Source organism: Rhodoplanes elegans, from assembly GCF_016653355.1.
Classification (GTDB): domain Bacteria; phylum Pseudomonadota; class Alphaproteobacteria; order Rhizobiales; family Xanthobacteraceae; genus Rhodoplanes; species Rhodoplanes elegans.
On record NZ_NHSK01000156.1, the window covers coordinates 44,686 to 69,239 of the forward strand.

The window sequence follows — 24,554 nt, forward strand, 5'->3', positions numbered from 1 at the left end:
CTATGTCCTGCCGGACGCATCCACCGAGGCGGATTTCATGATTTCGTTGTTGGCTGCTCCCCTTCGTTTACGCGCAAAACTGCCTCATCGGCGGCAGTCCTGGTCCATCGGAACGGCACGCCCTCGATCCACATCCGATGCATGATCACCGCCAACCGGCGAGCCACGGCGACTTGAGCGCGCATCTTGCCGCGCCGGCGGGCGACCTCAACGCCCCATCGCTTCAGCCAACTCCAACGCTGCACCCGGGTCAGCAGGACATTGGCTGCCTCGCAGAGTAACGGAGTAACGACCGCATCATCCGATCGCCGCATCGGCTGATTCCGCCACTGCGATCTGTTTCGCCGGAAGCGCATCTTCGGGGAGTGAGGCCAAAATGAGCACCGACAAGAGAGGATTTGGCAAAGCGCGTCGGATCCTCGACAGCCGTGCGGAACGCCAGCGCAGTGACCGGACCCACGCCCGGCACCGTCACCAACAATCGGCAGATGGGATCGGCCTTCACCGCCGCCAGCACCAGGCCGTGAAGGTCGTCCAGACGGCGAACTGTCTCCTGGCGAACCGCGAGAATCGGACCAACGACCCGTTTGAGAAGCTCATCGCCATCCACGAGCTCGCGCACGCGCCGCTCCAGCCGAGCTGCGTCGATTTTGCCAACCTTCAAGCCGAACGCCTTGAGAATGCCGTGCAGATGGTTGTCCAGCATGACCCTGGACTTGACCAGCCTCTCGCGGCTGCATAGCAGCGCTCGCAGCTTGCGGGTCGCTCGGGTCTTGACGTGAACGACGCGATACCAACCGGCCTGCAAACCATCATGCGTCGCAGGCGCCAGCGATCCGGCCTCGAGACCGACCCGTTCGAAACTCAACCCAGTTTGCGTCAACCAGGCGGCGATCGTCTCGGGCTCGGAGCCGACGCGCCCCTCCTTCACGACCTTGCGTTTCTCGTCGACGATGCAGATCGACGTCTCGCTCAACGACACATCAAGTCCGGCATAGTGCTGCTTCACGGGTGTCCTCCATAGGGTTGCTGCACGGCGGATCAAGTGATTCGACCCGCTTCAGCCTGGAGGATCGCCGGCTAACCGTCATCGGGGCCGGGGCGCCAAACAACCCGATTGCCCCATCTCCGAATTTGTGATGCCCAATCATCCACATGGGAGGGAGACTCGAATACAACCGACCAATTGAAAAAAAGGTCGGAGTTTTCCCAACTCCAGTTGGCATATGTTGAGACAAGCAGGAAACGGACACTGCCGCAGCAATCTAACCGAGAATGGAATGCCATGGGAGAGCATTTCTCTACTTCGCCTTCACTTCAACCGTTGCGTCAGCCAGTCGCTGATACAGATTTCGGCGGCGGATGATTGGCCACCAGTCGTATAAAAACGTCTCGATCGGCTTCCAATTGGCGACCCAGCCAAAAATGATGAGACTCTCCTCGAAAACGCGGTTAAGTGGCGGTGGAGCCGTGGCGTGGATAGCCTGACTTGCAACGATGGCAGCCGCTAGCACAGACAAGCCGACTGCAAGGGAACGCCATCCGATCCGAAACGTCTCTCGAAGATCGAAGGATGCCTGCTCGACACGGTGAGTGAAATGTTGCCTTATTCCGGCAGGCACTTCTTGCGCATATGGCTGCGTGAGTTGCGACTCGGAAAGATAGACCACGAGATGGATGGGCTGATTTCTCGGCAACTCACGTGCCCAATTGATAATGAATTCTTCTGCGTCCCGGTCTAGGTCTCGCTCGCGAAACGGATAGGGATCGAGGGTATGAAAGAGTTGCGACATATCCTCGATGCGAACCTCGATCGTGTCGTCCGGCATCTCACCGTTCCGGCGGTGGCAGCATCAGCGGATCCATCAGTTTGACGATTTGCTTTCGGCTCTCTCCATCGACGATCTCCAAGCTCGAAAAGCCGGCCGCGTCCTCGTCCGCAGCCAAGCTCCGGGGCTTATGGATGATGTGATCGAGGTTTTCGAGAGCCACCTCGATGATATCGTCCTTCGGATCATAAGTGACGCCAAAGATGGGAACTTGCTTGGCAGCGATTTGGTCTCCTATAGGCAGGGCAGCGACCTCAATCTGAGCCCGCTTGCCTTCCAGGCCCTTGGAGATTCGATCGCAGTATGATTTCCATTCGCTCTTTTGGAGTTGGCGGATAGGCATTGTTTCAAGCTCCTCGTTGAGTGCACTTGTTGAATTCTAAAACCAGACTCAGAGACCTTCAGGCGCGCCCGCAATAGCAAAAGTCAGAACGTCGGTCGAAAATGTCGTCTTTGCGGTATGTCTAACCAAATCCGGCTCGATCGATTCGATCCTATTCCGCCATTGTTGAATGTAGTCGATACCTTGCGCCATGCGTTGTACAGCAAGAAGTTTTGCGGAAATGGCCGAAGTGCCATCCATCGATACGGGCAACATGTCCTTGAGATAGGACTTTGCCGCTGCGATTTCTTCATCTGAAATATCTCCTTGAGCCGCACGGCGCCACACCGCCTGAACTGTTTCGATGGCGGTTTTTGCCTTGGCGTTTTCGGTCGCAAACCGACCGATGAGAAGATCGGCTTGCAAAAGCGTCTCCGCGGCCGTGCGAATTGAGTACACGAGCCCCTTCCGCTCTCGCAGTTCGACGAACAGGCGCGACGTCAGCGTGCCACCTCCCAAGATATGATTAAGCACAAGCAATGGAAAATACTCCGTCGACGTTGGAGAGGCGCCCGGGTGACCGAAAACGCATGCGGATTGCGGGAAAGGCAAACGGACAGCGACCGGCGAAAATATTTGATATTCGGCCTTCGCGAGAGCGCTTATTCCTTGTTTCTTCGACGCATTTTGGAAACCGCGATCAAGCAAGTCCGCCAACTCGGCGGCACTCACGTCGCCTGCCGCTGCCACAACGAGTTTTGCATTCGACAACCGAGACTGAAAGTGTCGCAAATCAGACGCCATAATGCGCCCATTCGCTTCACGGGAGCCAAGCGGAGGATTTCTGTAGGGATGATCCGGGAAGGCAGCCTTCCACCACGCAAGCGAAGCCGCATAGGCTGGATCATTGTCGAGGCGCGCGAGTTCAGCGTCCCGCTTGATCCTAATCCGTTCAATGGCGTCGAGATCGAAGCGCGGTTGCGATAGAGCCAACCGTAGCAGATCGAATGCACGGTTTCGATGCTCGCGCGTGACCTCAAGACGCCCGACGAGGGCATCTCTGTCCGCGGCAAAGGTTAGCGTGGCTCCAATATCGGCGAGCTGTTCCTGAAAAGTCGTAGCGTCAAATTTACCGGCACCCTCCAGAAACATTTGAGCGGCGAAATTTGCGAGTCCTTGCTTATCGTCAGGATCAGAAGCAGAGCCAACTCCAACCAAGGCAAAGTCGACGACAATGATGGGGAGGTGATGAGATTCTGCTAGCCAAGCCAAGGCTCCAGAAGAGCTGGTAACAGTCCGAATATCTAATGGAAATGCGTGGTGGGTTTGCATAAACATAAAAGCCGTCACCCATAGAATTTTGAAGGCAATTTTTACCCGAGCAGACATGTTTTTACCTGTCGACCAACAGCAACGATGTTACCGACCGCGTCGGCTGGAAGAGATCGCGGGCCGCCACCGCGATGTCGTCAGGGGTCACGGCGGAAATCAAATCTTGCCGTCGCTCAATGTCGGGCAGAGCAGCCCCGGTCGCCAGCGCAGCGCCAACCGCAAGTGCAGCTTTGTAGGTCCCATCGCGGGCTTGCAGGTCGGCCATAATGAGCTTCTGTCTTGCGCGCGTCAGATCGGCAGGATTGTTTGAAATAGTTTTCGCCAAGGCATTGAGCTCCTCGTCGATCGCGCGCTCCAAGTCCTCCAAAGCAACTCCAGGTTTGGGGATGGCATTGATCGCGAACATTGTTTCATCAATCGCGGCGGGGTCGTAGCTCGCGGACACGTCGGCCGCCAATCTGCGCTCCATCACCAGGCGACGATGAAGAATGCCGGTTGGTCCACCGCCAAGCAGTTCGGCCAGAATCTCTATTGCAATTGTCTTGGGTCGATCTGCAGTCCCATGGGAAGGCGCCAAATACAGGCGGAGCCAAAGGGGCCGGCCGACCCGCGGATCCTTCATAACGATGCGCCGCTCCGCAAGCGAGGGCGGTTCGGTGGCGCGTTTACGCGTTACGGCGTAAGCAGCCAGCTTCCCGTAATGCTTGGTCGCAAGATGCCTGAGCTGCTCGAAATCGATGTCGCCGGAAATTACCAAAAGCGCATTACTGGGGGTATACCATCGACGATAGAAAGAAAGTGCGTCTTCTTGAGTCCAAGAGCGAATTTCGTGCATCCAGCCAATGACGGGAATTCCATAGCGATGGTTGAGAAAAAGCGACGCAAGTGCTTGTTCGAGAAGCAATGCTTCCGGATTGTTGTCTGTACGCAAGCGCCGTTCTTCGACAATCACCTCTCGCTCGACAGCGACTTGTTGCGGAGTGAGCGCGAGATTGACCATGCGGTCGGCCTCAAGCTCCATGATTCTCTCAAGGTGGGCAGAGCCTACGGTCGCGTAGTAGGCGGTAAAGTCATAAGATGTGAATGCGTTGAGCTCGCCTCCAACGTCGCCAATGAAGCGGGCATAAGAGTCGCCCGGATTGGTCGGCGTTCCCTTGAACATCAAATGCTCGAAAAAGTGGGCGAGACCCGATTTTCCCGGCTCTTCGTCGGCTGAGCCCACGCGGTACCAAAGCATGTGAGTGACGATCGGCAGACGGCGATCAGGCACATAGATGACCTTCATCCCGTTCGCCAGTTCGAAAATCTGGGAATTTAGCGATCCTGCTTGAGCGACTGTCAGCAAGCTGCTCATTGCCGCAACGCCGATTGTCAATGCCCAAGTCCAAGCGATAGCTGTGAACGACAACCTCGCACGAAGCGCAACGGTAGCGCCCCAGCCTCTCGCCAATGAACTCCAAGAGGACATGGACGATGAACTCAACTTATGTGATCAAGATAAAGAGTGACATGTCTTCGCGCAGCACGTCGAGCGCGGCGACGCGGCCTGCCTCCTGCAGTGCTGCCTGGAACTCCGCAACATTACGCACGGGCTTACGGTTGACGGCGACAATGACGTCGCCGGCGCGCAAGCCACGTGCCGCTGCCGGGCTGCCGGCTTCGACTTCTGCCACAACAACGCCTTGGACCTTGCCGTACATGGGCATGCCCGGACCGATTTCGCGCACGGTCGCGCCACGCAACCGCGGGATGACTGCACCCTTGTCGGTTTGCAATGCGGCCGTTTGAGGAGAGGCTGAGCTCCGCTCGACGCGCGCGCGTAGCCGCCGCTCCGCGCCGTTTCGCAGGATCGTCAACTCAACATCCTCACCGACCCGGGTCAATCCAATGCGGTTGCGCAGATCGGATGCCCCGCGCACCGGCCGCCCGCCGAGGGCGGTCACGACATCTCCTGCCTTTATGCCGGCCTTGTCGGCCGCCGACCCGGGCTCGACCTGCACCACGACGGCACCTTCGCTTGTCCTGGATATATCCATCGCTTTCGCAATATCGGGAGTGAGGTCCTGCACCACGAAACCGAGCCGGCCGCGCTGAACTTCGCCGTAGCGAATGAGCTGATCCATGACGGAGCGAGCCATGTTGCTCGATACCGCAAAGCCGATCCCGACATTTCCGCCGGAGGGTGCAACAATGGCCGTATTGATCCCGATCAGTTCGCCACTGAGGGACACCAGGGCCCCACCGGAATTGCCCGGATTGATCGAGGCGTCGGTCTGGATGAAGTCCTCGTAGCCTTCGGCATTGATGCCGCTGCGCCCAAGTGCGCTCACAATGCCCATCGTCACGGTCTGCCCGAGGCCAAACGGATTGCCGATGGCAAGAGCATAATCACCGACGCGCACCTTATCCGAGTCGGCAAGCGGAAGCTGCGTCAGGCGATCGGCTTCGATTTGCACCAGGGCGATGTCGGTTGCAGAATCGCTGCCGATGAGCTTTGCCTTGAATTGTCGGCGGTCGCGTAGCGTGACGACGATCTCGGTCGCCTTGTCGACGACATGATGATTGGTGATCACGTAACCTTTGCCGGCGTCGATGATAACACCCGAACCCGCGCTCATCTGCGGGGGAATTTTGTCGGGGTCCGGGAGCTCAAAGAATCGGCGAAAAAACGGATCCCGGAGCAGTGGATTATCCTGCACCGGCGATCGCGACAGCACGGAAATATTAACTACCGCGGGCGCCACTTTTTCGACCAGCGGAGCGAGGGTTGGCTGCGACGGAATGAGTGCTGCCTGTTGCGCGACTGCGGGAGCGCTCCCGATCACGGCGGCAAAGCACAGGGTCAGAAGGACAGTTCGCACGTGCATTCTCATCGTAGCCACCTTCATTGAGGGCTTCTGGATCAAGCGCGCCGCACAGTAATCCGCTTTGTGGTGGCCGCTGCTTCCGGCTTTTTTGCAAGCTTGACGGTCAAGACACCATTCTTGAACGTGGCGTTGGCGGAGTCGAGATCGACGGTATCGGGAAGCGGGATGACGCGTTCGACTGAGCCAAAGGTCCGTTCCTGGAGATAATAGTCCTTCTCCTTTTTCTCGATCTCCGATTTTTTCTCGCCGCGAATGGTCAGTACGCCTTCGGCAAGACTGACGTCGATGTCTTTCTCGTCCATGCCGGGCAGTTCCGCCGTGACCTCGATTTCTTTGTCGGTTTCCGAAAGATCTACGCTCGGCATGGAGACCGACCATGCGGAAGATGTTGAGGGCCAGGGCAGATCGAAGCCGCGCCAGAAATTGTCGAACGCGCGGTTGATGTCGCTCTGCAGCGAACGGAGCGGCTCGCCTTGCTGCTCGCGCCGCACCGGCACCTGCCGCTTGCCCCAATTCCATGGGATAAGATCGCGAATCTTCATCTTAGTCCTCCTCCGAGCGGCTATGCGGCGCGCACGTTGATCTTCTTGGCCGGCGATGGCGTGGTCTTCGGCAGGGTCAGCCGCAATACGCCGTCCTTGAATTCGGCATCGATGCGGTCTCCATCGACAAGTTCGGACAGCGTGAATACACGCTCGTAGTTGCCGTCCTCATATTCCGCATGGACCAGCGTATATCCTTGAGGAGCGAACGGCTTGGCGCTGGCGGCGATGGTCAACGTTCGCTTGTCCAGCGTGACGTTGAGACTCTGTGGGTCGGCCCCCGGCATTTCCAGCAGCATGACCACCGCATCCTTGGTCTCGTAGATGTCGGCCGGCGGGAGGAATGTCGGAGCTTGGCTTACAGTTTCGGTTTGCGCTGTTGCGGCTGATGAGTTGTCGGTCATGGAGAAACTCCGCTCGTTCACGCCGGGTTGATCTTAATCTGGCGGGGCTTGTCGGCAGGCGGTCGCGGCAGTTCGAGAATGAGCACGCCACGCTCAAAGCGAGCTGAGGCCTTCTCGGAGTCCACGCGGAAGGGAAGAACAAGCGTCCGGGCAAAAGAGCCGGTCGCGCGCTCCTCGCGGTGTACCGTCGCGTCCTTGCCAGGCGCCGCGGGCTCGCGCTTCCCGCGCAGCGTCACCGTATCCTGGTGCACCGTGATGTCGATCTGGTCGGGTGCAACACCCGGAACTTCAGCAGTGATGATGGCGCCGTCCGCCCCCGCCCAGACGTTGACGGGCGGGTACTCTGCCGGGACGGCCAATCTGAAGCCGCCGAATGCCCGGTTCATTTCTTCCTGAAGTCGGCGCATGTCGCGCGCAACCTCCGGCCATCGGCCGCCGAGCGCTAGATCAGTTAGCATGCCAAAGCTCCCTTTATCCGTTCAGATCAACCAATAGCGCCATCAGGCATCGGCGCCTTGACATCAATGCTGCATTTCCATGGCTCAGCATTGACGATCGTCAATGTGGCCTACGGAGCCAGATGCAATCAATCGTCACAGGTGAAGCGTATCAGGCTTGCATGCAAGGGCATCAGGCGGGCCTGCATATTGGGTCACTGCGCCAAGTCCGAGGGCGATGCGGCTCACGATGCGTAGCAGCGGTCAAGTCGAACAGCTATTAATGACGCTATTCGGCAAGTTGATGGAAGGGGCCTATCATGAGCTACCAGAGTTTTGCAGAAAAAGACGTCAGCTATGATGATTCTGGCCGTCGCCTGTTGTGCTCGTTGAGCACCAATTGGTGGACATTTGTAATTCGCGGCGTGTTGGCATTGCTTCTCTCTGCCCTGGCATTCTGGATGCCAACGCAGGCGTTGCTGGCATTTACGCTCGTTTTTGGTGCTTTCTCGTTTGCCGACGGGGTGTTGGTTTTGATCGCGGCAGTGTACAATATCCGCAAAGGCGAGCGCTGGGGATGGCTTGCCTTCAGCGGCATCCTGGGCGTTCTAACTGGCATTGTGGTGATCGTCTGGCCGCTTACGGCTACGTTGGCGCTCGCGTCGTTTTTATGGGCGAGCATTGCGGTCTGGTCGATCTTTACCGGCGCCTTTGAAATTATTGCCGCCATACGCCTTCGTCATGAAATTAGGGGCGAAATCTGGCTGATTCTCAGCGGAGCGATTTCAGTGGTCCTAGGAGGGATTGTTGTCTGGCTATTCCTGACCAGACCTATTGAAACCTTTGTAGCCGCCGGTTGGCTCTTGGCGACCTACGCCTTGTTTTCTGGCATCATTCTCACGATCCTAGGGCTGAGGCTGCGCCGACTGCGCTGATGGATTAGGTCGAGCCCCCGGATCGCCGAGTGGGCCGCTCGTCTGGCGGCTTTGCGTCGAGCCCCCAACCGTAGCAGAATTGGCGTGTGCGCATCGGCCCGGTAGACCGCGGGCCGGTCAGGGAAAACCAATGGTTCGGGGAGCCTTGCTTGAACGAAGACCCCTACAGCGTGCTCGGCGTCAAGAAGGACGCGAGCCAGGACGATATCCAGAAAGCCTACCGCAAGCTTGCCAAGAAGCTGCACCCCGACCTCAATCCCGGCAACAAGCAGGCCGAGGATCGGTTCAAGGCGGTTTCCGCCGCCTACGACCTCCTGAGCGATCCCGAGAAGCGTGCCCGTTTCGACCGCGGCGAGATCGATGCCTCGGGCCAGGAGCGGCCGCGGCAGCGCTACTATCGGGATTTCGCCGGCGGGGCGGCCGGTGACCATCCTTATGCATCTTCGGAGGGATTCTCCGATTTCAGCGACGAGGGCGATCTGTTTTCCAGCCTGTTCGGCCGGGGTGGCCGGATGAACCTGAAGATGCGCGGGCAGGACGTGCATTACCGCCTGCCCGTTGAGTTCCTAGAGGCGGTCAATGGTGCGAAGCGCCGCATCACGCTCTCCGACGGTTCAACCATCGATATTACCGTGCCGCCTGGCGCGCACGACGGCCAACTTTTGCGGCTTGCCGGAAAGGGGGGCGCGGGTATCGGCGGCGGCCCTACCGGTGACGCCTTCATTGAAATTGTTGTGAAGCCACATCCGCTGTTCACGCGCAAAGGTGACGATATTCATCTGGAACTGCCGGTGTCCATCACCGAAGCTGTACTGGGCGGTAAGATTTCGGTTCCTACCCCGACCGGGGCGGTCACGATGAACGTCCCCAAGGGCTCCAATACAGGCACAGTCCTGCGCCTGCGCGGCAAAGGTGTCGCTCGCGCGGATGGAACGCGGGGGGATGAATACGTCAAATTGAGGGTCGTTCTGCCGGACAAGCCGGACCCGGAGCTGGAAAAATTCGTCCAGAACTGGACGGCCGGCAAAGCCCACGATCCGCGCCGCGGCATGGAGGCGTAGATGCTCGACATCCACGAATTCGTTCTCCGCGTGCGCATCGCTTCCGACATCGTGGAGACCTGGGTCGAGGAAGGATGGCTACGCCCGCAACGTACCGATAAAGGGCTGGCCTTTACGGAAATGGATGTTTCTCGCGCGCAATTGATCCGCGATCTGCGCGAGGACCTGGGGGTCAATCAAGAGGGCGTCGCCATTATTCTTGACCTCATCGACCAGATGCATGGTCTGAGAAAGACGCTTCGCGAATTGTGCGAAGCCGTTGGTGGTCAGCCGACCGATCTGCAGCAGCAAATCCTTGCCGATATGCGCAGTCGGCGGCCGATTCCAATGAAAGGTCCAGAAAGCCCATGACGATGCTCGATTCATCACTGCTGGAGAGGCGCCATGCAGTTCAGTAAGGAAACGACGTTCAACATCTGGTACGTCGTTGCGGCCATTTTTGGCGTGTTGCTGATCCAGCATTTCTGGATCGAGAGCCAGCGCGTCGAGCCCATCCCCTATAGCGAATTCGAGCGTTACCTCGATGATGGAAAGATCAACAACATCGTTGTCGGCAATCAGTTCATCCGCGGTTACTTCAAGGAACCGCGCGAAGGTCGCACGCAATTTGTCACCACGCGGGTCGATCCGGCTTTGGCCCAGAAGCTTGCGGAAAAAGGCGTACGCTTTACTGGCGCCGTCGAAAGCACGTTTCTGCGCGACGTTCTTTCCTGGGTGCTTCCCATCCTGCTTTTCTTCGGCCTGTGGATGTTCGTGTTCCGGCGGATTGCCGAGAAGCAGGGGCTGGGCAATTTCCTGCCGATCGGCAAGAGCAAGGCCAAGGTCTATGTAGAGAAGGATATCAAGGTCACGTTCAACGACGTCGCCGGCGTCGATGAAGCCAAGGAAGAACTGAAGGAGGTCGTCGCTTTTCTGCGGGCGCCGCAGGACTATGGCCGGCTCGGAGCACGCATCCCGAAGGGCGTCCTCCTGGTGGGACCGCCCGGCACCGGCAAGACGTTGCTCGCGCGCGCGATCGCAGGCGAGGCCGGAGTGCCGTTTTTATCGATCAACGGCTCCGAGTTCGTGGAGATGTTCGTCGGTGTTGGGGCGGCGCGCGTGCGCGACCTGTTCGAGCAGGCGAGAAGCATGGCGCCATGCATTATATTCATCGATGAGCTCGACGCCCTCGGTAAGGCGCGTGGCGCGTTTCCCGCGGTCGGAGGTCATGACGAGCGCGAACAGACGCTTAATCAGCTTCTGGTTGAGTTGGATGGCTTCGATCCGGCCCAGGGCATCGTTCTCCTGGCCGCCACCAACCGGCCGGAAATTCTCGATCCGGCCCTTTTGCGCGCGGGCCGCTTCGATCGCCAGGTTCTCATCGACCGTCCTGACAAGACGGGACGTGTGCAGATTCTCAAGGTGCACATGCGCAAAGTGACGCTGGCCGAGGATGTCGACGCGGAAAAGATCGCGGCTCTGACCACGGGATTTACCGGCGCCGACCTCGCCAATCTGGTCAACGAAGCCGCCCTCCTGGCCACCCGCCGGGGCGCGTCGGCGGTGGCCATGCAGGATTTTACCGCGGGCGTCGAACGCATCGTTGCGGGTCTGGAAAAGAAGAATCGACTGCTCAATCCGGACGAACGAAAGGTTGTTGCTTATCACGAGATGGGCCATGCGCTGGTGGCGCTGGCGATGTCCAAGACCGATGCCGTGCACAAGGTCTCGATCATTCCGCGCGGGGTGGGCGCGCTTGGCTATACGATTCAGCGGCCGACCGAGGACCGCTATTTGATGACCCGCGACGAACTCGAAGCCAAAATCGCTGTTCTGTTGGGCGGACGCGCGGCCGAAAAATTGGTGTTTGGCAAGCTCTCGACCGGCGCCGCCGACGATCTCGCCAAGGTGACCGACATCGCGCGCAATATGGTCGTGCGCTACGGCATGGACGAAACTCTCGGCTATGTCGTGTACGAACCCGAACGGCCCTCGTTTTTGGGCAACGTTCCGGGCCCGGCGCCAAACGAGCGTCATTTCAGCGAAGCAACGGCCGAAACGATCGACGCAGCCGTGAAGTCGATCGTGCATGCGGTATTCGACCGGACGACCGCAATCCTTACGGCCAACCGTGACGTTCTGGAGCGATGCGTCAAATCCCTGCTCGAAAAAGAGACCTTGAACGAAGACGAACTGCGCGAACTCACCCGCGACCTGCGCTTGTCGGACGCTCAGGCCGTACCTTCGCTGGCTGTGACGGCAGCGCAAGTCGCGAGGACGTGACCGATGTTTCCGATCCAAAACGGCGTACCGCACCGCAGCGCGCCATTCGTAACCTGGAGCCTGATCGCGATCAACGTAGCTGTGTTTCTTTACCAGGTCAGTCTTCCGGCACCGGCGCTGGATCGATTCCTGGTGGAATACGCACTCATTCCCGGACGCTATTTCGTTCCGCTGCCCTTTCTGCCCGAGCCCACGCTTCAGGATTATCTACCGTTTCTCACCAACATGTTCCTGCACGGCGGTTGGCTGCATCTGATCTTGAACATGTGGACGTTGTTTCTGTTCGGGCCGACGGTCGAAGATCGAATGGGAAGAAGCCGCTACCTGCTTTTCTATTTGATTTGCGGGATCGCTGCCTCGACAGCGCATGCGTATTTTAATGCAACATCGTTTGTTCCGGCTTTGGGCGCCTCCGGTGCGATCGCCGGCGTCATCGGCGCCTTCGTCCGTCTTTTTCCGCTGGCGAATTTGATCGTCGTCATTCCGATCTTCTTCTTTCCGTTCTTTTTTGAAGTTCCGGCACTTTTGTTCGCTGGATTGTGGTTTCTCATGCAATTCGTGCAAGGAACGATCGAGCTTGTCAGCCCCTCGACGGGGGGCGGCATCGCGTGGTGGGCGCATATCGGCGGATTCATAGCCGGCGTGCTGCTGACATCGCTTCTGACGCGACCGCGACGAACCTATCGCAAATACTACCTCGACGAAGGAATCTATGGTTTCACGCCGAATGGCCGACGCTAAGCACCCCGGAGATCTGCTTTCATGAGCTTTAATGATATCTTTTGGCTGTTCTTCATGTTCACGGCCCTGCAGCCCCTGCTGCGGCAGCGCATGCTGGAGGCGATGCGAACACGAAAAATAGCGCAGATCGAACGCGATCGGAACTCCCGCGTGATCCTGCTGGTGCATCGGCAGGAAACAATGCGACTGCTTGGCTTTCCGCTGATGCGTTACATCGACGTGAACGACTCCGAGGATGTCCTGCGCGCCATTCACATGACTGATGACGAAGTGCCGCTCGACATCGTGCTTCACACCCCCGGCGGTCTCGTGCTTGCCGCTTTGCAGATTGCGCGCGCAATCCGCGCGCACAAGGCGAAAGTCACCGTCTTCGTGCCTCATTATGCGATGTCGGGCGGTACGCTCATTGCACTCGCGGCCGATGAGATCGTCATGTGCCGACATTCCGTGCTCGGCCCCATCGACCCGCAGCTCGGACAATCGCCCGCTGCCTCTCTGCTCAAGGTGGTCGAGCAGAAGCCGATTGCAGAGATCGACGATCAGACCCTGCTCCTTGCGGATGTCGGCCGCAAGGCTATCGCCCAGGTCAAGGCGGCGGCGAAGGAGCTTCTTGCCGACAAGATGGCCGAGGACAAGGCTGAAGCGCTCGCTGAAAAGCTATCGACCGGACAATGGACGCACGACTATCCGATTTCGCCCACGGAGGCCAAAGACCTGGGCCTTCCGGTCAGCACGAACATGCCGGACGCCGTGCTTGAGCTGATGACCCTTTATCCCCAGCCGGTGCGGTCGCAGGGGGGCGGGGTCGAATATCTCCCGGTGCCGCGCCAGAAGGAAGCGTTGCGAAAGTGACTTGAACCAGTGCAGCCAGAGATAAGTCGGCGGCGCAGCAGATGGAGCCAATTATGAAATTGCTCGAACACTTGGACATCAAGACAACGCAATGGGAGGTGGCCAGCGCCTACGAGAAGTTCGAGCAAGTGGTCGTTCTCATTCTGACCGGCCTGATCATCGTCGTTATCGCCACCGCGGTCTGGCATCTGGCAATTAAGGTCCTGTTCGGTCTCGTGCTGGCCAGCTTTGATCCGACAGAACCCGCCGTTTTCCAGACAATCTTTGGGATGATTTTTACCGTGATTATCGCGCTCGAATTCAAGCATTCCATCCTGATTATGGTGAAACGCGAACAAAGCGTCGTGCAGGTGCGCACGGTCGTCCTGATTGCAATGCTGGCTGTGATCCGGAAATTCATTATCATTGATATTTCCGCAGCGACCGCAAATCAGATGTTCGCATTGGCGGCTGGGGTTATCGCGCTCGGCGCCGTCTATTGGCTCGTCCGCGATCAGGACCGAAAGGCCGAGATCGCAGAGCGAGAGAGGCAGACAACATGAGTCAACACGTCACACATATCGTTTGCCCGCATTGCGATGCCGTCAACCGGATTCCGGCAGATAAGCCGTCCAAAGAGGCCAAATGCGGCCGCTGTCATCGTACGCTTTTTGACGGCCACCCGGCGGAAGTCACAAACGAACAGCTTGAGAAGCACATCAAGTCAAACGAAATCCCGGTCGTCGTCGATTTTTGGGCGCCATGGTGCGGACCCTGCCGCATGATGGCTCCCGCTTATGAGCGTGCTGCCGGACAACTGGAGCCGAACGCGCGGTTGCTGAAGTTGAACACCGAGAATGAACCAGACGCTGCCCAGCGTTACAGCATAAGTTCGATTCCAACCCTGATCATGTTCCGTAACGGCCAGGTTATCGATCGTATGAGCGGGGCCATGGACGAACGCCGCCTTCATCAATGGATTATGTCACACGCGCATTGACGCGTTCGTGTATCGACAACCGAGAGTCCGCCAATGACGCGTCGACGAAAACCTGAAGCCGACATTTCAAAAGCTGAAGACGATCCGGTGATCGAAGCGGATATCGAGTCTTTCCCTGCGAGCGATCCGCCGGCCTGGATTCCCGCGCGCATCGGTCCTGCCGTGCCAATTCGGCCTGAGGAGCTTTCAAGTGCTCGAAATGAGGAGAAAACCATGCATGACACCCGAATCGATTTGCCGTCCAACGTCCGTGGAACTGTCATCGGGTTGCTTCAGGCACGCCTAGCGGACGCCGCTGATCTTGCGAGCCAAGCCAAACAAGCCCATTGGAACGTCAAGGGACCAAGCTTTATAGCGCTGCACGAACTGTTCGATCAAGTCGCAACGACCGTGCGTGAGCATACGGACATGATCGCCGAACGCATCACAACGCTTGGCGGTACGGCCGAGGGCACGGTACGAGCGGCTGCCAAGCAATCGACACTGAAAGAATACCCTATCGATATCATTGAAGGGCGTGCCCACGTCGCCACCCTTGCGGATGCGCTTGCCTCATTCGGCGCAAAGGTCCGAAGCAACATCGAGGAGGCGGCAGAGGCTGGTGACCAGGGAACCGCCGACCTGTTTACCGAGATATCGCGAAGTATCGACAAGACACTTTGGTTTGTTGAAGCCCACGGACAGGCGAAGTCATGAGCCTTTGAAACGATGGAATCGCCCAAGAAGAAGCCGCACATCTGTTGCTCACCCGAAACGCCTAAAGGCGACAACTCTTCATTTCCTTAGAAAGCAGAGACGCAATTGCAGATGACCGCAAACTCGGGCCAAAACGCCAATCATTTCGGCTGGAACATCGTCACGCACGGCCTGCATGGACATCCGTTTCTGCGCCAGAAGATTCACAGTAAGATTCGAACCCTTGAAAGGCATCTGCAGCGTTTCCCGGCGGATGCAGTACATCTTCTCATTGAGCTTGAACGACATCCCCGCAAGGAAGAACACCGCGCCGTTTTGACGCTTCGGCTCCCGTCGCACATTCTGCATGCTGACAAGTCGGCAAAATCGGTCATTGCCGCCTTGTCGAGCGCGGTGAAGGCGCTTCTGGAAGAATTAAGGGATCTCAAAGAGAGGCTGCGGGAAGAGCCACAATGGAAGCGCAAGACGAGGCGCAATAAACTGTCTTTCTCTTCCGTGCCGAGAGAGAGCGGCGCGGAGCCGCAAAGTGCTACTGCAATGCGCGAAGCCTTCGTTGAAAGTCATCGTAGCCGTTTGACGCGGTTTGCGCGCAGAGTTGCCAATCGCGCTCGCAGCCAAGGCGACCAGATCACCGACCGCGAGCTTGCGGAATTAGTCGGGGAGGCAGAAGACAAGCTGGCGGCTTTGTCGAAACGTCAAAAGCCGACAAATGATCGCGCGCAGCTCTATCGCCTCGTCCGCGAGGCGATCGCACAGCGCGGCGGCGGCTCACGAAAAGAGCATACTCCGAGTGCGCCCTCATCGCCGACCGAAGGAACCTCTCCAAAATCCGGTTTGTTGTCGGCGATGGATCAGGTGCTAGCTACATTATCCCCCTTCGAGCAAGAAGTTTTCGATTTGCATTACGTCGAAGGCTTCGAGACCTACGAGATCGCAATGATCGCCCGAAAGCCGGAGAGTCAGGTTAAGGACGCTATTCAGGCCATCGAGAATCAAATCCGCGGGAGCCTGCGGTCCGAGCCGGTTGAGAAATAGCAACATAGCACCGAAGGGGTGCTAGGGAGTCGATGCCATGGCACTTGGCGATATCGAGCGATGGATGTGGGCAGACGCTTGCGATCTCCTGGCTCGCGCGGAGCGCCTACATCGTCAATTTTTCACGCCTCTTGCCGTCGAAGGTGCAATCGGTTGGTCGCCACCTGTTGACCTGTATGAGACGGAAAGCGAATTCATAGCGCTAATCGCGTTGCCTGGCGTGGCCCCGGGCGATGTCGAGATCAGGCTCCTGGGGCGGACGCTTGAAGTGCGTGGCCATCGTCGGCTACCGGCATTGGTTAGAGGCGCGGCCATTCATCGGCTTGAGATTCCTCAGGGACGTTTTTTGCTTCGATTCACGCTTCCCGAGGCGGCCGCAGCGCTTGCGGCGCGGGGGTTTGAGGATGGCTGCCTCCTTCTCCGTCTCGCCAAATCGGCACAAGGCGCAAAATGATGAACGAACAAGTCTCGCCATCAAAAAACCAGAGCAACACCGAGCTCCCGCCGGGCGCATTGATCTTGCTGCCCGTGCGCAACATGGTGCTGTTTCCCGGCGTTGTGATGCCGCTGACGGTGGGGCGGCCACGCTCTCAGGCCGCCGCCCAGGAAGCATTGCGCGGTGAGCGGCCGATCGGCATCGTGTTGCAAACCGATCCGACAGTGGACGAGCCGGGCGACGAGCAGCTTCATCGTATCGGCACGGTCGCGGAAATCCTGCGCTACGTGACGGCGCCGGACGGCACCCATCATCTGATCGTCCGCGGCACGCGCCGGTTTCGCATCCAAAGCGTCTTGCCAGGATATCCCTTTCTGGCCGCGCAGGTGGAGGAAATCGGGGAATCCGAAGTTCTCACGCCGGAAATTGAAGGCCGGATGCAATTGCTGCGACAGCGGGCTCACGAGGCCATGCAGCTCTTGCCGAACGTGCCGGCGGAGCTTGTCGCGGGACTCGACGGAGTTCAGTCCGCCGCGGCGCTGGCCGACTTCGTCGCCAACCTGATGGACATCAAGCCTGCGGATAAGCAGGACATCCTCGAAACATTCGACGTCAAAACGCGGCTCGACAAGACCATTCGGTTCCTGACCGAGCGGATTCAGGTGCTCCGCATCAGCAAGGAGATTGGCGAGCAGACGCAGGAAACACTCAGTACGCAGCAACGCGAGCATATCCTGCGCGAGCAGATGCGACAGATCCAGCGTCAACTCGGCGAATCCGACGATCGGTCCGCGGAACTGGAAGAATTGAAGCGCGCCATCGAAGCGGCCGGAATGCCGAAGGAGGTCGAGGATCAGGCCGAGAAGGAGCTGCGGCGTCTCGAGCGGATGCCGGATGCCGCCGGCGAGTACTCGATGATCCGCACCTATCTCGACTGGCTGATTGAATTGCCGTGGTCAAAGCTTGCCGAGGAGAGAATCGACATTCCAGAGGCGCGCCGCATCCTCGACGAGGACCACTACGATCTGGACAAGGTCAAGAAACGCATCCTCGAATACCTCGCGGTGCGCAAGCTCAATCCGGATGGCAAGGCGCCTATTCTATGTTTTGTCGGCCCGCCGGGCGTGGGCAAGACCTCGCTCGGCCAGAGCATCGCCCGGGCGACCGGACGTCCCTTCGCGCGCCTGAGCCTCGGCGGCGTTCACGACGAGGCGGAAATTCGCGGTCACCGCCGAACCTATATCGGTGCGCTGCCCGGCAACATTATTCAGGCCATTCGCAAGGCAGGCGCCCGCAATCCGGTCCTGATGCTCGATGAGATGGACAAGCTCGGCGCCGGTTTTCACGGCGACCCGTCATCGGCCCTTCTCGAAGTGCTCGATCCCGAGCAGAACCGCACGTTCCGCGACAACTATCTAGGCCTGCCCTTCGACCTGTCGAAAGTGCTGTTCATCGGAACCGCCAATATTCCGGACAGCATTCCCGGTCCTCTGCGTGACCGCATGGAGATGATCTCGGTCCCCGGTTACACCGAAGACGAAAAACTGCAGATCGCCAAGCGCTACCTCGTCAAGCGGCAGTTCGATGCGGCCGGGCTGAAGCCCGAGCAATGCGAGATCGCCGACGAGGCGCTCCTTGGAATCATCCGGCATTACACGCGGGAAGCCGGCTGCCGTAACCTGGAGAGAGAAATCGGAGCACTCTGCCGCCACGCTGCGATGCGGATTGCCGAGGGCAAAGATATTGCGGTCAAGATTGGCGAGGAGGACTTGACGACGGTTCTCGGGCCCCATCGCTTCGAGGATGAAGTCGCGATGCGCACCAGCGTGCCTGGTGTTGCCACCGGACTTGCCTGGACGCCGACCGGCGGCGACATCCTGTTCATCGAGGCGGCGCGCGTGCCCGGAAGCGGCAAGCTCATTCTGACGGGGCAACTTGGCGACGTGATGAAGGAGAGTGCGCAGGCGGCACTCAGTCTTGTCAAATCCCGTGCCGAGAGCCTCGGTATCGACGTCGCCCAATTCGAAAAGTCCGACGTCCACGTTCATGTGCCTGCCGGTGCCATCCCGAAGGACGGCCCGAGTGCGGGCGTTGCCATGTTCATCGCCTTGACCTCGCTGCTTACCGGCCGTACGGCACGAAGCGACACCGCGATGACAGGCGAGATTTCGCTTCGTGGACTGGTTCTTCCGATCGGCGGTGTCAAGGAAAAGGTCCTCGCTGCGGTGCGGGCAGGCATCGAAACGGTCATGCTTCCCGAACGAAACAAGAAGGATCTCGAAGATGTCCCTTCTGATGCGCGGCAACGGATCAAATTCGTTTGGATGAAGACCGTTGACGATGCTGTCGCCGCGGCACTTGAACCGCCTAAGGGCAAGTAACGCTAGCGTCGGCAATGCTGGAATTCGTCATCACCGCATTTGTCACATTCTTTGTGGTGATAGATCCGCTCGGGATTCTCCCGATCTTTATGGCTTTGACCGGAAAGAAGAGCGTCGGCATCCGGAAGCAAATTGCAGTTCGTGCCATCATTCTCGCTTCCGTAATTTTGATCGCGTTTGCGTTTGCCGGCGACACTGTTTTTCGTTTTCTGGGCATATCGCTCCCGGCGTTTCGAATTGCCGGAGGCCTGTTGCTTCTGCTGCTTTCGATCGACATGATTCTTGTGCGCCCAAGCGGACTACGGACCGCAACCAAGGCCGAAGAAGACGAGGCAGAAGAAAGCGCGGACATAGCGGTTTTCCCGCTTGCGGTTCCACTGATTGCTGGTCCCGGCGCAATGACATCCGTTCTTCTTATTATGGGAAAGGCAGGCAGCGATTTCCTGATTCAGCTTATTGCAATGTCTGTCCTCATCTCTGTGTTGCTGCTTTGCCTGTTGGTCTTCATCTTTGCATCGCGACTGATGACCGTGCTCGGATTGACAGGCGTCAATGTTATAGGACGCGTTTTCGGCATCGTGCTTGCTGGGCTCGCCATTCAATATATGCTCGACGGGCTTGCTGCTTATATTGCGATTCTGAAGCCGTTTGGGGCGTGAAGATCTCTGAGGACCTATTGGCCAGCGGTCGGTCTCTAGATCGATCGCGGTCTCGCAATTCGTCTCCGAAGCACAGCTGGTACGATAAAGCGTATGCAAAGCCTTCTCGCTATATCGGTCACGTTGGTCGCCGCAGCCGCTGTTGCAGCCGGTCTGTGCGCTCGAATTCGAATTCCAACGCTCCTTGGTTATCTTCTCGCCGGCATCATGATTGGTCCGTCAGTCGGGAGGCTCGTGCAGCCGGGTGAAGCATTGACGTTTCTGGCCGAGATCGGCGTCATTTTGCTGATGTTCACGGTCGGCCTCGAACTATCCGTCGCCGAACTTTGGGCCACACGCTGGCGTGTTCTGTCGGCCGGTGGGCTACAGGTTATTTTGGGCAGCGCCGCATTCGGAGGAGTGGCGTATTTGCTCGGCGCCTCTCCAAACGCAGCCGTCATTATCGGGGCCGCCGCAGTGGTGTCATCAACGGCGATTTGCGCCAAACAATTGGCTGATCAGGGTGAGCTTACCACGCGCCATGGCCGAACCAGCATGGCGGTTCTGCTATTCCAGGACATTATGGCCGCTCCCCTTCTCGCTGCCCTTCCATTGCTGGCTAGTCGGACCGGGGCCGGTACCGCGATTTTGATTGAGGTGGTTCGAATCCTAGCAATCCTCGGCACCGTCATCGTAGTGGGAAAACCGATACTTTATCGATCGCTTGCATGGGTTGCGCGCCGCGGCCATGCTGAAGCATTTCTGCTCGCCTCGATCTTTCTCGTTCTAACGACCGCATGGATAAGCCATCACCTGGGTATCTCTCCGGCTTTGGGCGCTTTTATCGCCGGCCTCGTTTTAGGCGAGAGTGACTTCCGGCATCGCATCGAGGACGATATTCGCCCGTTCCGCGATTTGATGGTGGGGCTATTTTTTATTACGACCGGGATGCAACTGAACCTCGGCCTAATCACCCAATCACCGCTAAGCGTTCTGTTTTGGCTTGCTGTGCTTGTGCCAGGCAAAATGCTGGTCAACGGGTTCGCGCTGCGCCTCGCGAAGCTAAGCTGGCTCGACGCCGGGAGAGGCGCAGTCATACTCGGTCACAGCGGAGAATTCGGCTTGTTGCTGACGAGCTTGGGTATGAGCGCAGGCGTTGTGCCGACAACTATCGGCCAGCCCATGCTGCTTGCGATCGCCTTATCGATGGCGGCCGCGCCGCTTTTGATTCGCGAACATGATCGCATAACGCGGCTCGTATTTGGTGCCCACAGGCAGCGGCATCCACCGCAGCTTGAAGAGATGGAAGGATTCGATCAATCGAGGGGGATGCAAAACCACGTGTTAATTTGCGGCGCCGGATCCCTGGGTCGAATTGTGTCAAAAGCGCTCTGGAAAGCCGGTATACCTCATCTTCTGTTCGACACGCGCTACGAACCTTTTGTGCAAGCCAAAGAGATGGGATTGCCGGTGATCCTCGGAGATGCGAGCCGGATCGCAACTCTGGAAGCTGCCGGTGTGGAGCGCGCCCGGGCGGTTGTCGTCACCTTCCACCAGCACCGGTCAGCTCTGCGGATACTGTCCGCATTGCGACAGCGCAGCCCGCACTTGGCTTTGCTGGCCAGTGCACGAACTGAAGCGGCTGCGGAGGAACTTGCGACCGTCGAAAATGTCAGCGTGTTTCATGAGCATGTTGCCGCTGGGCTGGCCCTTGCGAGGCAATGTTTGCTGGAAGTTGGGTTGGCCCGCGATCGCCTTGAGGCGCTTTTCTCGCAATTGAGCCGGGAACTCTCAGGCGATTGAACATCGGGCGGGTCTGATCGTGCAACTGAATAGGACGTGATGTTAGTTTACGACGCAGCTTCGAGGCCGTAGACAGATGTCATGGAGAGTCTTGACGTGGCGAAAAAGCGCATAACAGATGCTGCTTCAGCAACGTCCACGCCTGTTCCACATCGTTCGCGAACATAAAAAGGCTTGTATCCTGGGGCGCGATCAAGCTTTCCGACACCAGAACATCAAGATTTAGTAGCGATCGCCAATAGGATTGATCGAAAAGAAGGATCGGAATCTGCGAAAGTATGGCAGTCTGCTTCAGCGTCAGGATCTCAAACATTTCATCCAGCGTGCCAAATCCTCCTGGAAATACCACAAGCGCGTTGGCTCGCATGGCGAGATGCATTTTTCGTATCGCAAAATACTGAAAGCGGAATGTTAGCTCTGGTGTCGAGTAGGCATTGGGCTGCTGTTCGTGAACAAGCGTAATGTTGAACCCGATCGAAGGTGCACCGGCCTCAAACGCGCCTCGGTTGGCGGCCTCCATCAAGCCCGGCCCTCCGCCGGTTGCAATCACGTTGTCCCTGACTGGACCATTGGCGGTCTTCGCGCCGGCGCGTTCCGAGACGATACGAGCAAATTCTCGAGCCTGCCGGTACCAGGCCGCGTGTCTGGGCGGGCCACCTTCGTGTACGCGCGCACTACCAAACACGACTACCGTCGAGCGCACGCCCCATGCACGCAGAGCCTCCTCTACCTTGGCGTACTCAAGCTGAAGCCGGATGCCGCGTGTCGACTCGCCAAGAATGAAGTCCTGGTCCAGTGCGGCGAGCTGGTAGGTCTGGGACTGGAGCTGGTTTCTGTTGTCGGCAGGGGTCGTTTGCGCCGCCATCGGAAGGTCCTCGGGGTGACATACTAAGATTCTGCGCTTCGCTGCTTCCGGGCCCGGATATCCAGTTGCCGCTTCAGAAAATCGGACGCAGAATGCTGACCGAATGAACGGAATCTTGATACCCGTCAACGTGATCGGACACGCAAAGTGTTTGAAGAGCAAGCGACGCTGAAATCGGGCTAGACATCTGACAATCGGTCGGATTCGTCCCCGGAACGAGAGGAGAACGTGATGGCGAAGGCGATCGGGATCGATCTGGGAACGACCAATTCATGCGTTGCCGTCATGGAGGGCAATCAGGCAAAAGTGATCGAGAACGCCGAAGGCGCGCGCACTACCCCCTCCATGGTGGCCTTCACCGATACGGGAGAGGTTCTTGTCGGGCAACCTGCCAAGCGTCAAAGCATTACCAATCCCGAAAACACGATCTTTGCAATTAAGCGTCTGATCGGTCGCCGCTACGACGACCCAATGACGCAGAAGGACAAGGGCATGGTGCCCTACAAGATCGTTCCTGGCCCTAATGGCGATGCCTGGGTCGAGGTCCGTGGCAAGAAATACAGCCCAAGCCAGATCAGCGCATTCATCCTCACAAAAATGAAGGAGACCGCGGAGGCCTATCTTGGCACCAAGGTGACCGAGGCGGTCATCACGGTTCCTGCGTATTTCAACGATGCCCAGCGTCAAGCCACCAAGGATGCAGGCCGGATTGCCGGGCTCGAAGTGCTGCGTATTATCAACGAGCCGACGGCAGCAGCATTGGCCTATGGTCTCGAAAAGAAGGGCACCGGCAAGATCGCGGTGTACGATCTTGGCGGCGGAACCTTCGATATTTCAGTCCTTGAGGTTGGCGACGGAGTATTCGAGGTCAAATCGACGAATGGTGACACTTTTCTGGGAGGCGAAGACTTCGACAAGCGGATCATCGATTACTTGGCGGATGAGTTCAAAAAGGAGAACGGCATCGATCTTCGCGGCGACCGGCTCGCCCTCCAGCGCCTGAAGGACGCCGCTGAGAAAGCCAAGATCGAGCTGTCAAGCGCGACGCAGACCGAAGTCAATCTGCCGTTCATCACCGCCGACCAGCACGGTCCGAAGCATCTCACGATCAAGCTGTCCCGCGCCAAACTGGAGGCGCTAGTCGACGACCTCGTTCAGAAAACGGTGCCGCCATGTCAAGCGGCGCTGAAGGACGCCGGCATCGCGGCCTCTCAAATCGACGAAGTCGTTCTGGTTGGTGGCCAAACACGCATGCCGAAGGTTCAGGAGACGGTGCAGAAGCTGTTTGGGCGGGAACCGCACAAGGGCGTCAATCCCGATGAAGTCGTGGCGGTCGGTGCGGCGATTCAGGCGGGCGTTCTGCAAGGCGACGTCAAGGATGTCCTTCTTCTCGATGTGACGCCGCTTTCGCTCGGCATTGAGACGCTCGGGGGCGTCATGACAAAGCTCATCGAGCGCAACACGACAATTCCGACCAAGCGCAGCCAGGTATTCTCGACCGCCGAGGACAACCAGACTGCGGTGACGATCCGCGTGTTTCAGGGCGAGCGCGAAATGGCGGCTGACAACAAGCTGCTTGGACAATTCGATCTAGTCGGAATTCCGCCCGCCCCGCGAGGACTACCCCAGATCGAAGTCACTTTCGATATCGATGCCAACGGCATCGTCAACGTCTCCGCCAAGGACAAGGCCAGCGGCAAGGAGCAAACGATTCGCATCCAAGCTTCCGGCGGGCTAACCGAAGCCGACATCCAGCGGATGGTCAAGGAAGCGGAGGCACATGCGGAGGAAGACAAGCGCCGCAAGGAGCTGGTGGAGGCCCGCAACCAGGCGGACGCTACAATTTACGGCGCCGAAAAACGTCTCCACGAGATCGGAAATCAAGTCCCGGCCGACGTGAAGACCGCGGTCGAACAGGCCATTTCAGCCGCCAAGGACGCCATGGCTGGTGAGGACGTCAATCGCATCCGACAGGCGACGGAAACGCTCGCGCAAGCGGCAACGCGGCTACAGCCAGCAGGCGGCGGGGCCGGTACATCATCTGGGACGTCCGGTTCGCCGGATTCGGACGTTGTGGATGCCGAATTCGAAGAAGTGGACAAGCGAAAATCCGGTTAACCGCAACGCTTATTTCTTA

Annotated in this window: 24 protein-coding genes and 1 pseudogene; 15 read left to right on the forward strand and 10 right to left on the reverse strand. The window is 58.3% G+C overall.

Features of this window, described 5'->3' with window-relative positions; all coding sequences use genetic code 11:
- Positions 1-35: 35 nt before the first annotated feature.
- The 9 genes and pseudogenes from CCR97_RS19590 to CCR97_RS19630 form a co-directional block, all read right to left on the reverse strand.
- A pseudogene (locus CCR97_RS19590) lies at positions 36-1,009 on the reverse strand (IS110 family RNA-guided transposase).
- Between the two features lie 292 nt (positions 1,010-1,301).
- The gene (locus tag CCR97_RS19595) at positions 1,302-1,829 is read right to left on the reverse strand and encodes a hypothetical protein (protein WP_111355006.1); all 528 of its coding nucleotides are present in this window, start codon (positions 1,827-1,829) and stop codon (positions 1,302-1,304) included.
- A 1-nt stretch (position 1,830) separates the two neighbouring features.
- Entirely contained in the window at positions 1,831-2,172 is a 342-nt protein-coding gene (locus CCR97_RS19600; RefSeq protein ID WP_111355007.1) for a DUF5335 domain-containing protein, read from the reverse strand.
- Positions 2,173-2,220: 48 nt separating this feature from the next.
- Positions 2,221-3,540, reverse strand: coding sequence for a M16 family metallopeptidase (locus tag CCR97_RS19605; RefSeq protein WP_111355008.1), 1,320 nt, complete (start codon positions 3,538-3,540; stop codon positions 2,221-2,223).
- Positions 3,541-3,544: 4 nt separating this feature from the next.
- A complete protein-coding gene (locus tag CCR97_RS19610; protein WP_170145635.1) occupies positions 3,545-4,837 on the reverse strand; it encodes a M16 family metallopeptidase in 1,293 nt (430 codons plus the stop codon).
- Positions 4,838-4,967: 130 nt separating this feature from the next.
- Positions 4,968-6,356 carry a DegQ family serine endoprotease gene (locus tag CCR97_RS19615; RefSeq protein WP_244670567.1) on the reverse strand — a complete coding sequence of 463 codons (1,389 nt, stop codon included), beginning with the start codon at positions 6,354-6,356 and terminating at the stop codon, positions 4,968-4,970.
- 29 nt (positions 6,357-6,385) lie between these two features.
- Complete coding sequence (locus CCR97_RS19620) at positions 6,386-6,892, reverse strand: Hsp20/alpha crystallin family protein (RefSeq protein ID WP_111355011.1); 507 nt, start codon at positions 6,890-6,892, stop codon at positions 6,386-6,388.
- Between the two features lie 20 nt (positions 6,893-6,912).
- Positions 6,913-7,296 carry an Hsp20/alpha crystallin family protein gene (locus tag CCR97_RS19625; RefSeq protein WP_111355012.1) on the reverse strand — a complete coding sequence of 128 codons (384 nt, stop codon included), beginning with the start codon at positions 7,294-7,296 and terminating at the stop codon, positions 6,913-6,915.
- A 17-nt stretch (positions 7,297-7,313) separates the two neighbouring features.
- Positions 7,314-7,703 (reverse strand): Hsp20/alpha crystallin family protein, encoded by a 390-nt coding sequence (locus CCR97_RS19630; RefSeq protein WP_244670568.1) that lies wholly within the window; start codon positions 7,701-7,703, stop codon positions 7,314-7,316.
- Between the two features lie 350 nt (positions 7,704-8,053).
- Here CCR97_RS19630 and CCR97_RS19635 point away from each other — a divergent pair, with 350 nt between their 5' ends.
- From CCR97_RS19635 to CCR97_RS19700, 14 genes are all read left to right on the forward strand, one after another.
- Entirely contained in the window at positions 8,054-8,668 is a 615-nt protein-coding gene (locus CCR97_RS19635; protein ID WP_111355014.1) for an HdeD family acid-resistance protein, read from the forward strand.
- Positions 8,669-8,817: 149 nt separating this feature from the next.
- On the forward strand, positions 8,818-9,729 hold the full coding sequence (locus tag CCR97_RS19640; RefSeq protein WP_111355044.1) for a DnaJ C-terminal domain-containing protein: 912 nt from the start codon (positions 8,818-8,820) through the stop codon (positions 9,727-9,729).
- On the forward strand, positions 9,730-10,080 hold the full coding sequence (locus CCR97_RS19645; RefSeq protein ID WP_111355015.1) for a chaperone modulator CbpM: 351 nt from the start codon (positions 9,730-9,732) through the stop codon (positions 10,078-10,080).
- A gap of 33 nt (positions 10,081-10,113) precedes the next feature.
- Positions 10,114-11,991 (forward strand): ATP-dependent zinc metalloprotease FtsH, encoded by a 1,878-nt coding sequence (gene ftsH / locus CCR97_RS19650; RefSeq protein ID WP_111355016.1) that lies wholly within the window; start codon positions 10,114-10,116, stop codon positions 11,989-11,991.
- A 3-nt stretch (positions 11,992-11,994) separates the two neighbouring features.
- The gene (locus CCR97_RS19655) at positions 11,995-12,732 is read left to right on the forward strand and encodes a rhomboid family intramembrane serine protease (protein WP_111355017.1); all 738 of its coding nucleotides are present in this window, start codon (positions 11,995-11,997) and stop codon (positions 12,730-12,732) included.
- Between the two features lie 21 nt (positions 12,733-12,753).
- Complete coding sequence (locus CCR97_RS19660) at positions 12,754-13,584, forward strand: SDH family Clp fold serine proteinase (RefSeq protein ID WP_111355018.1); 831 nt, start codon at positions 12,754-12,756, stop codon at positions 13,582-13,584.
- A gap of 53 nt (positions 13,585-13,637) precedes the next feature.
- The gene (locus CCR97_RS19665) at positions 13,638-14,126 is read left to right on the forward strand and encodes a phosphate-starvation-inducible PsiE family protein (protein WP_111355019.1); all 489 of its coding nucleotides are present in this window, start codon (positions 13,638-13,640) and stop codon (positions 14,124-14,126) included.
- The gene (gene trxC, locus CCR97_RS19670) at positions 14,123-14,563 is read left to right on the forward strand and encodes a thioredoxin TrxC (protein WP_111355020.1); all 441 of its coding nucleotides are present in this window, start codon (positions 14,123-14,125) and stop codon (positions 14,561-14,563) included. Before CCR97_RS19665 ends, trxC begins: the two co-directional genes overlap by 4 nt.
- A gap of 33 nt (positions 14,564-14,596) precedes the next feature.
- On the forward strand, positions 14,597-15,259 hold the full coding sequence (dps, locus tag CCR97_RS19675; protein ID WP_111355021.1) for a DNA starvation/stationary phase protection protein Dps: 663 nt from the start codon (positions 14,597-14,599) through the stop codon (positions 15,257-15,259).
- Between the two features lie 111 nt (positions 15,260-15,370).
- Positions 15,371-16,294 carry an HPF/RaiA family ribosome-associated protein gene (locus CCR97_RS19680; protein WP_244670573.1) on the forward strand — a complete coding sequence of 308 codons (924 nt, stop codon included), beginning with the start codon at positions 15,371-15,373 and terminating at the stop codon, positions 16,292-16,294.
- A gap of 37 nt (positions 16,295-16,331) precedes the next feature.
- The gene (locus tag CCR97_RS19685) at positions 16,332-16,748 is read left to right on the forward strand and encodes an Hsp20/alpha crystallin family protein (protein ID WP_111355023.1); all 417 of its coding nucleotides are present in this window, start codon (positions 16,332-16,334) and stop codon (positions 16,746-16,748) included.
- Complete coding sequence (gene lon / locus CCR97_RS19690) at positions 16,748-19,111, forward strand: endopeptidase La (protein WP_111355045.1); 2,364 nt, start codon at positions 16,748-16,750, stop codon at positions 19,109-19,111. The genes CCR97_RS19685 and lon overlap by 1 nt, the downstream gene beginning before the upstream one ends.
- Positions 19,112-19,125: 14 nt before the next feature.
- Positions 19,126-19,770, forward strand: a complete 645-nt coding sequence (locus CCR97_RS19695; protein WP_111355024.1) for a MarC family protein — start codon at positions 19,126-19,128, stop codon at positions 19,768-19,770.
- Between the two features lie 93 nt (positions 19,771-19,863).
- Positions 19,864-21,552, forward strand: coding sequence for a cation:proton antiporter domain-containing protein (locus CCR97_RS19700; protein WP_111355025.1), 1,689 nt, complete (start codon positions 19,864-19,866; stop codon positions 21,550-21,552).
- A gap of 79 nt (positions 21,553-21,631) precedes the next feature.
- Here the strand turns inward: CCR97_RS19700 and CCR97_RS19705 are convergent, their stop codons facing one another.
- Complete coding sequence (locus CCR97_RS19705) at positions 21,632-22,417, reverse strand: LOG family protein (protein WP_111355026.1); 786 nt, start codon at positions 22,415-22,417, stop codon at positions 21,632-21,634.
- Positions 22,418-22,648: 231 nt separating this feature from the next.
- Between CCR97_RS19705 and dnaK the strand changes: the two genes are divergently transcribed.
- The gene (dnaK, locus tag CCR97_RS19710; protein WP_111355027.1) at positions 22,649-24,535 is read left to right on the forward strand and encodes a molecular chaperone DnaK; all 1,887 of its coding nucleotides are present in this window, start codon (positions 22,649-22,651) and stop codon (positions 24,533-24,535) included.
- Positions 24,536-24,554: the final 19 nt, after the last annotated feature.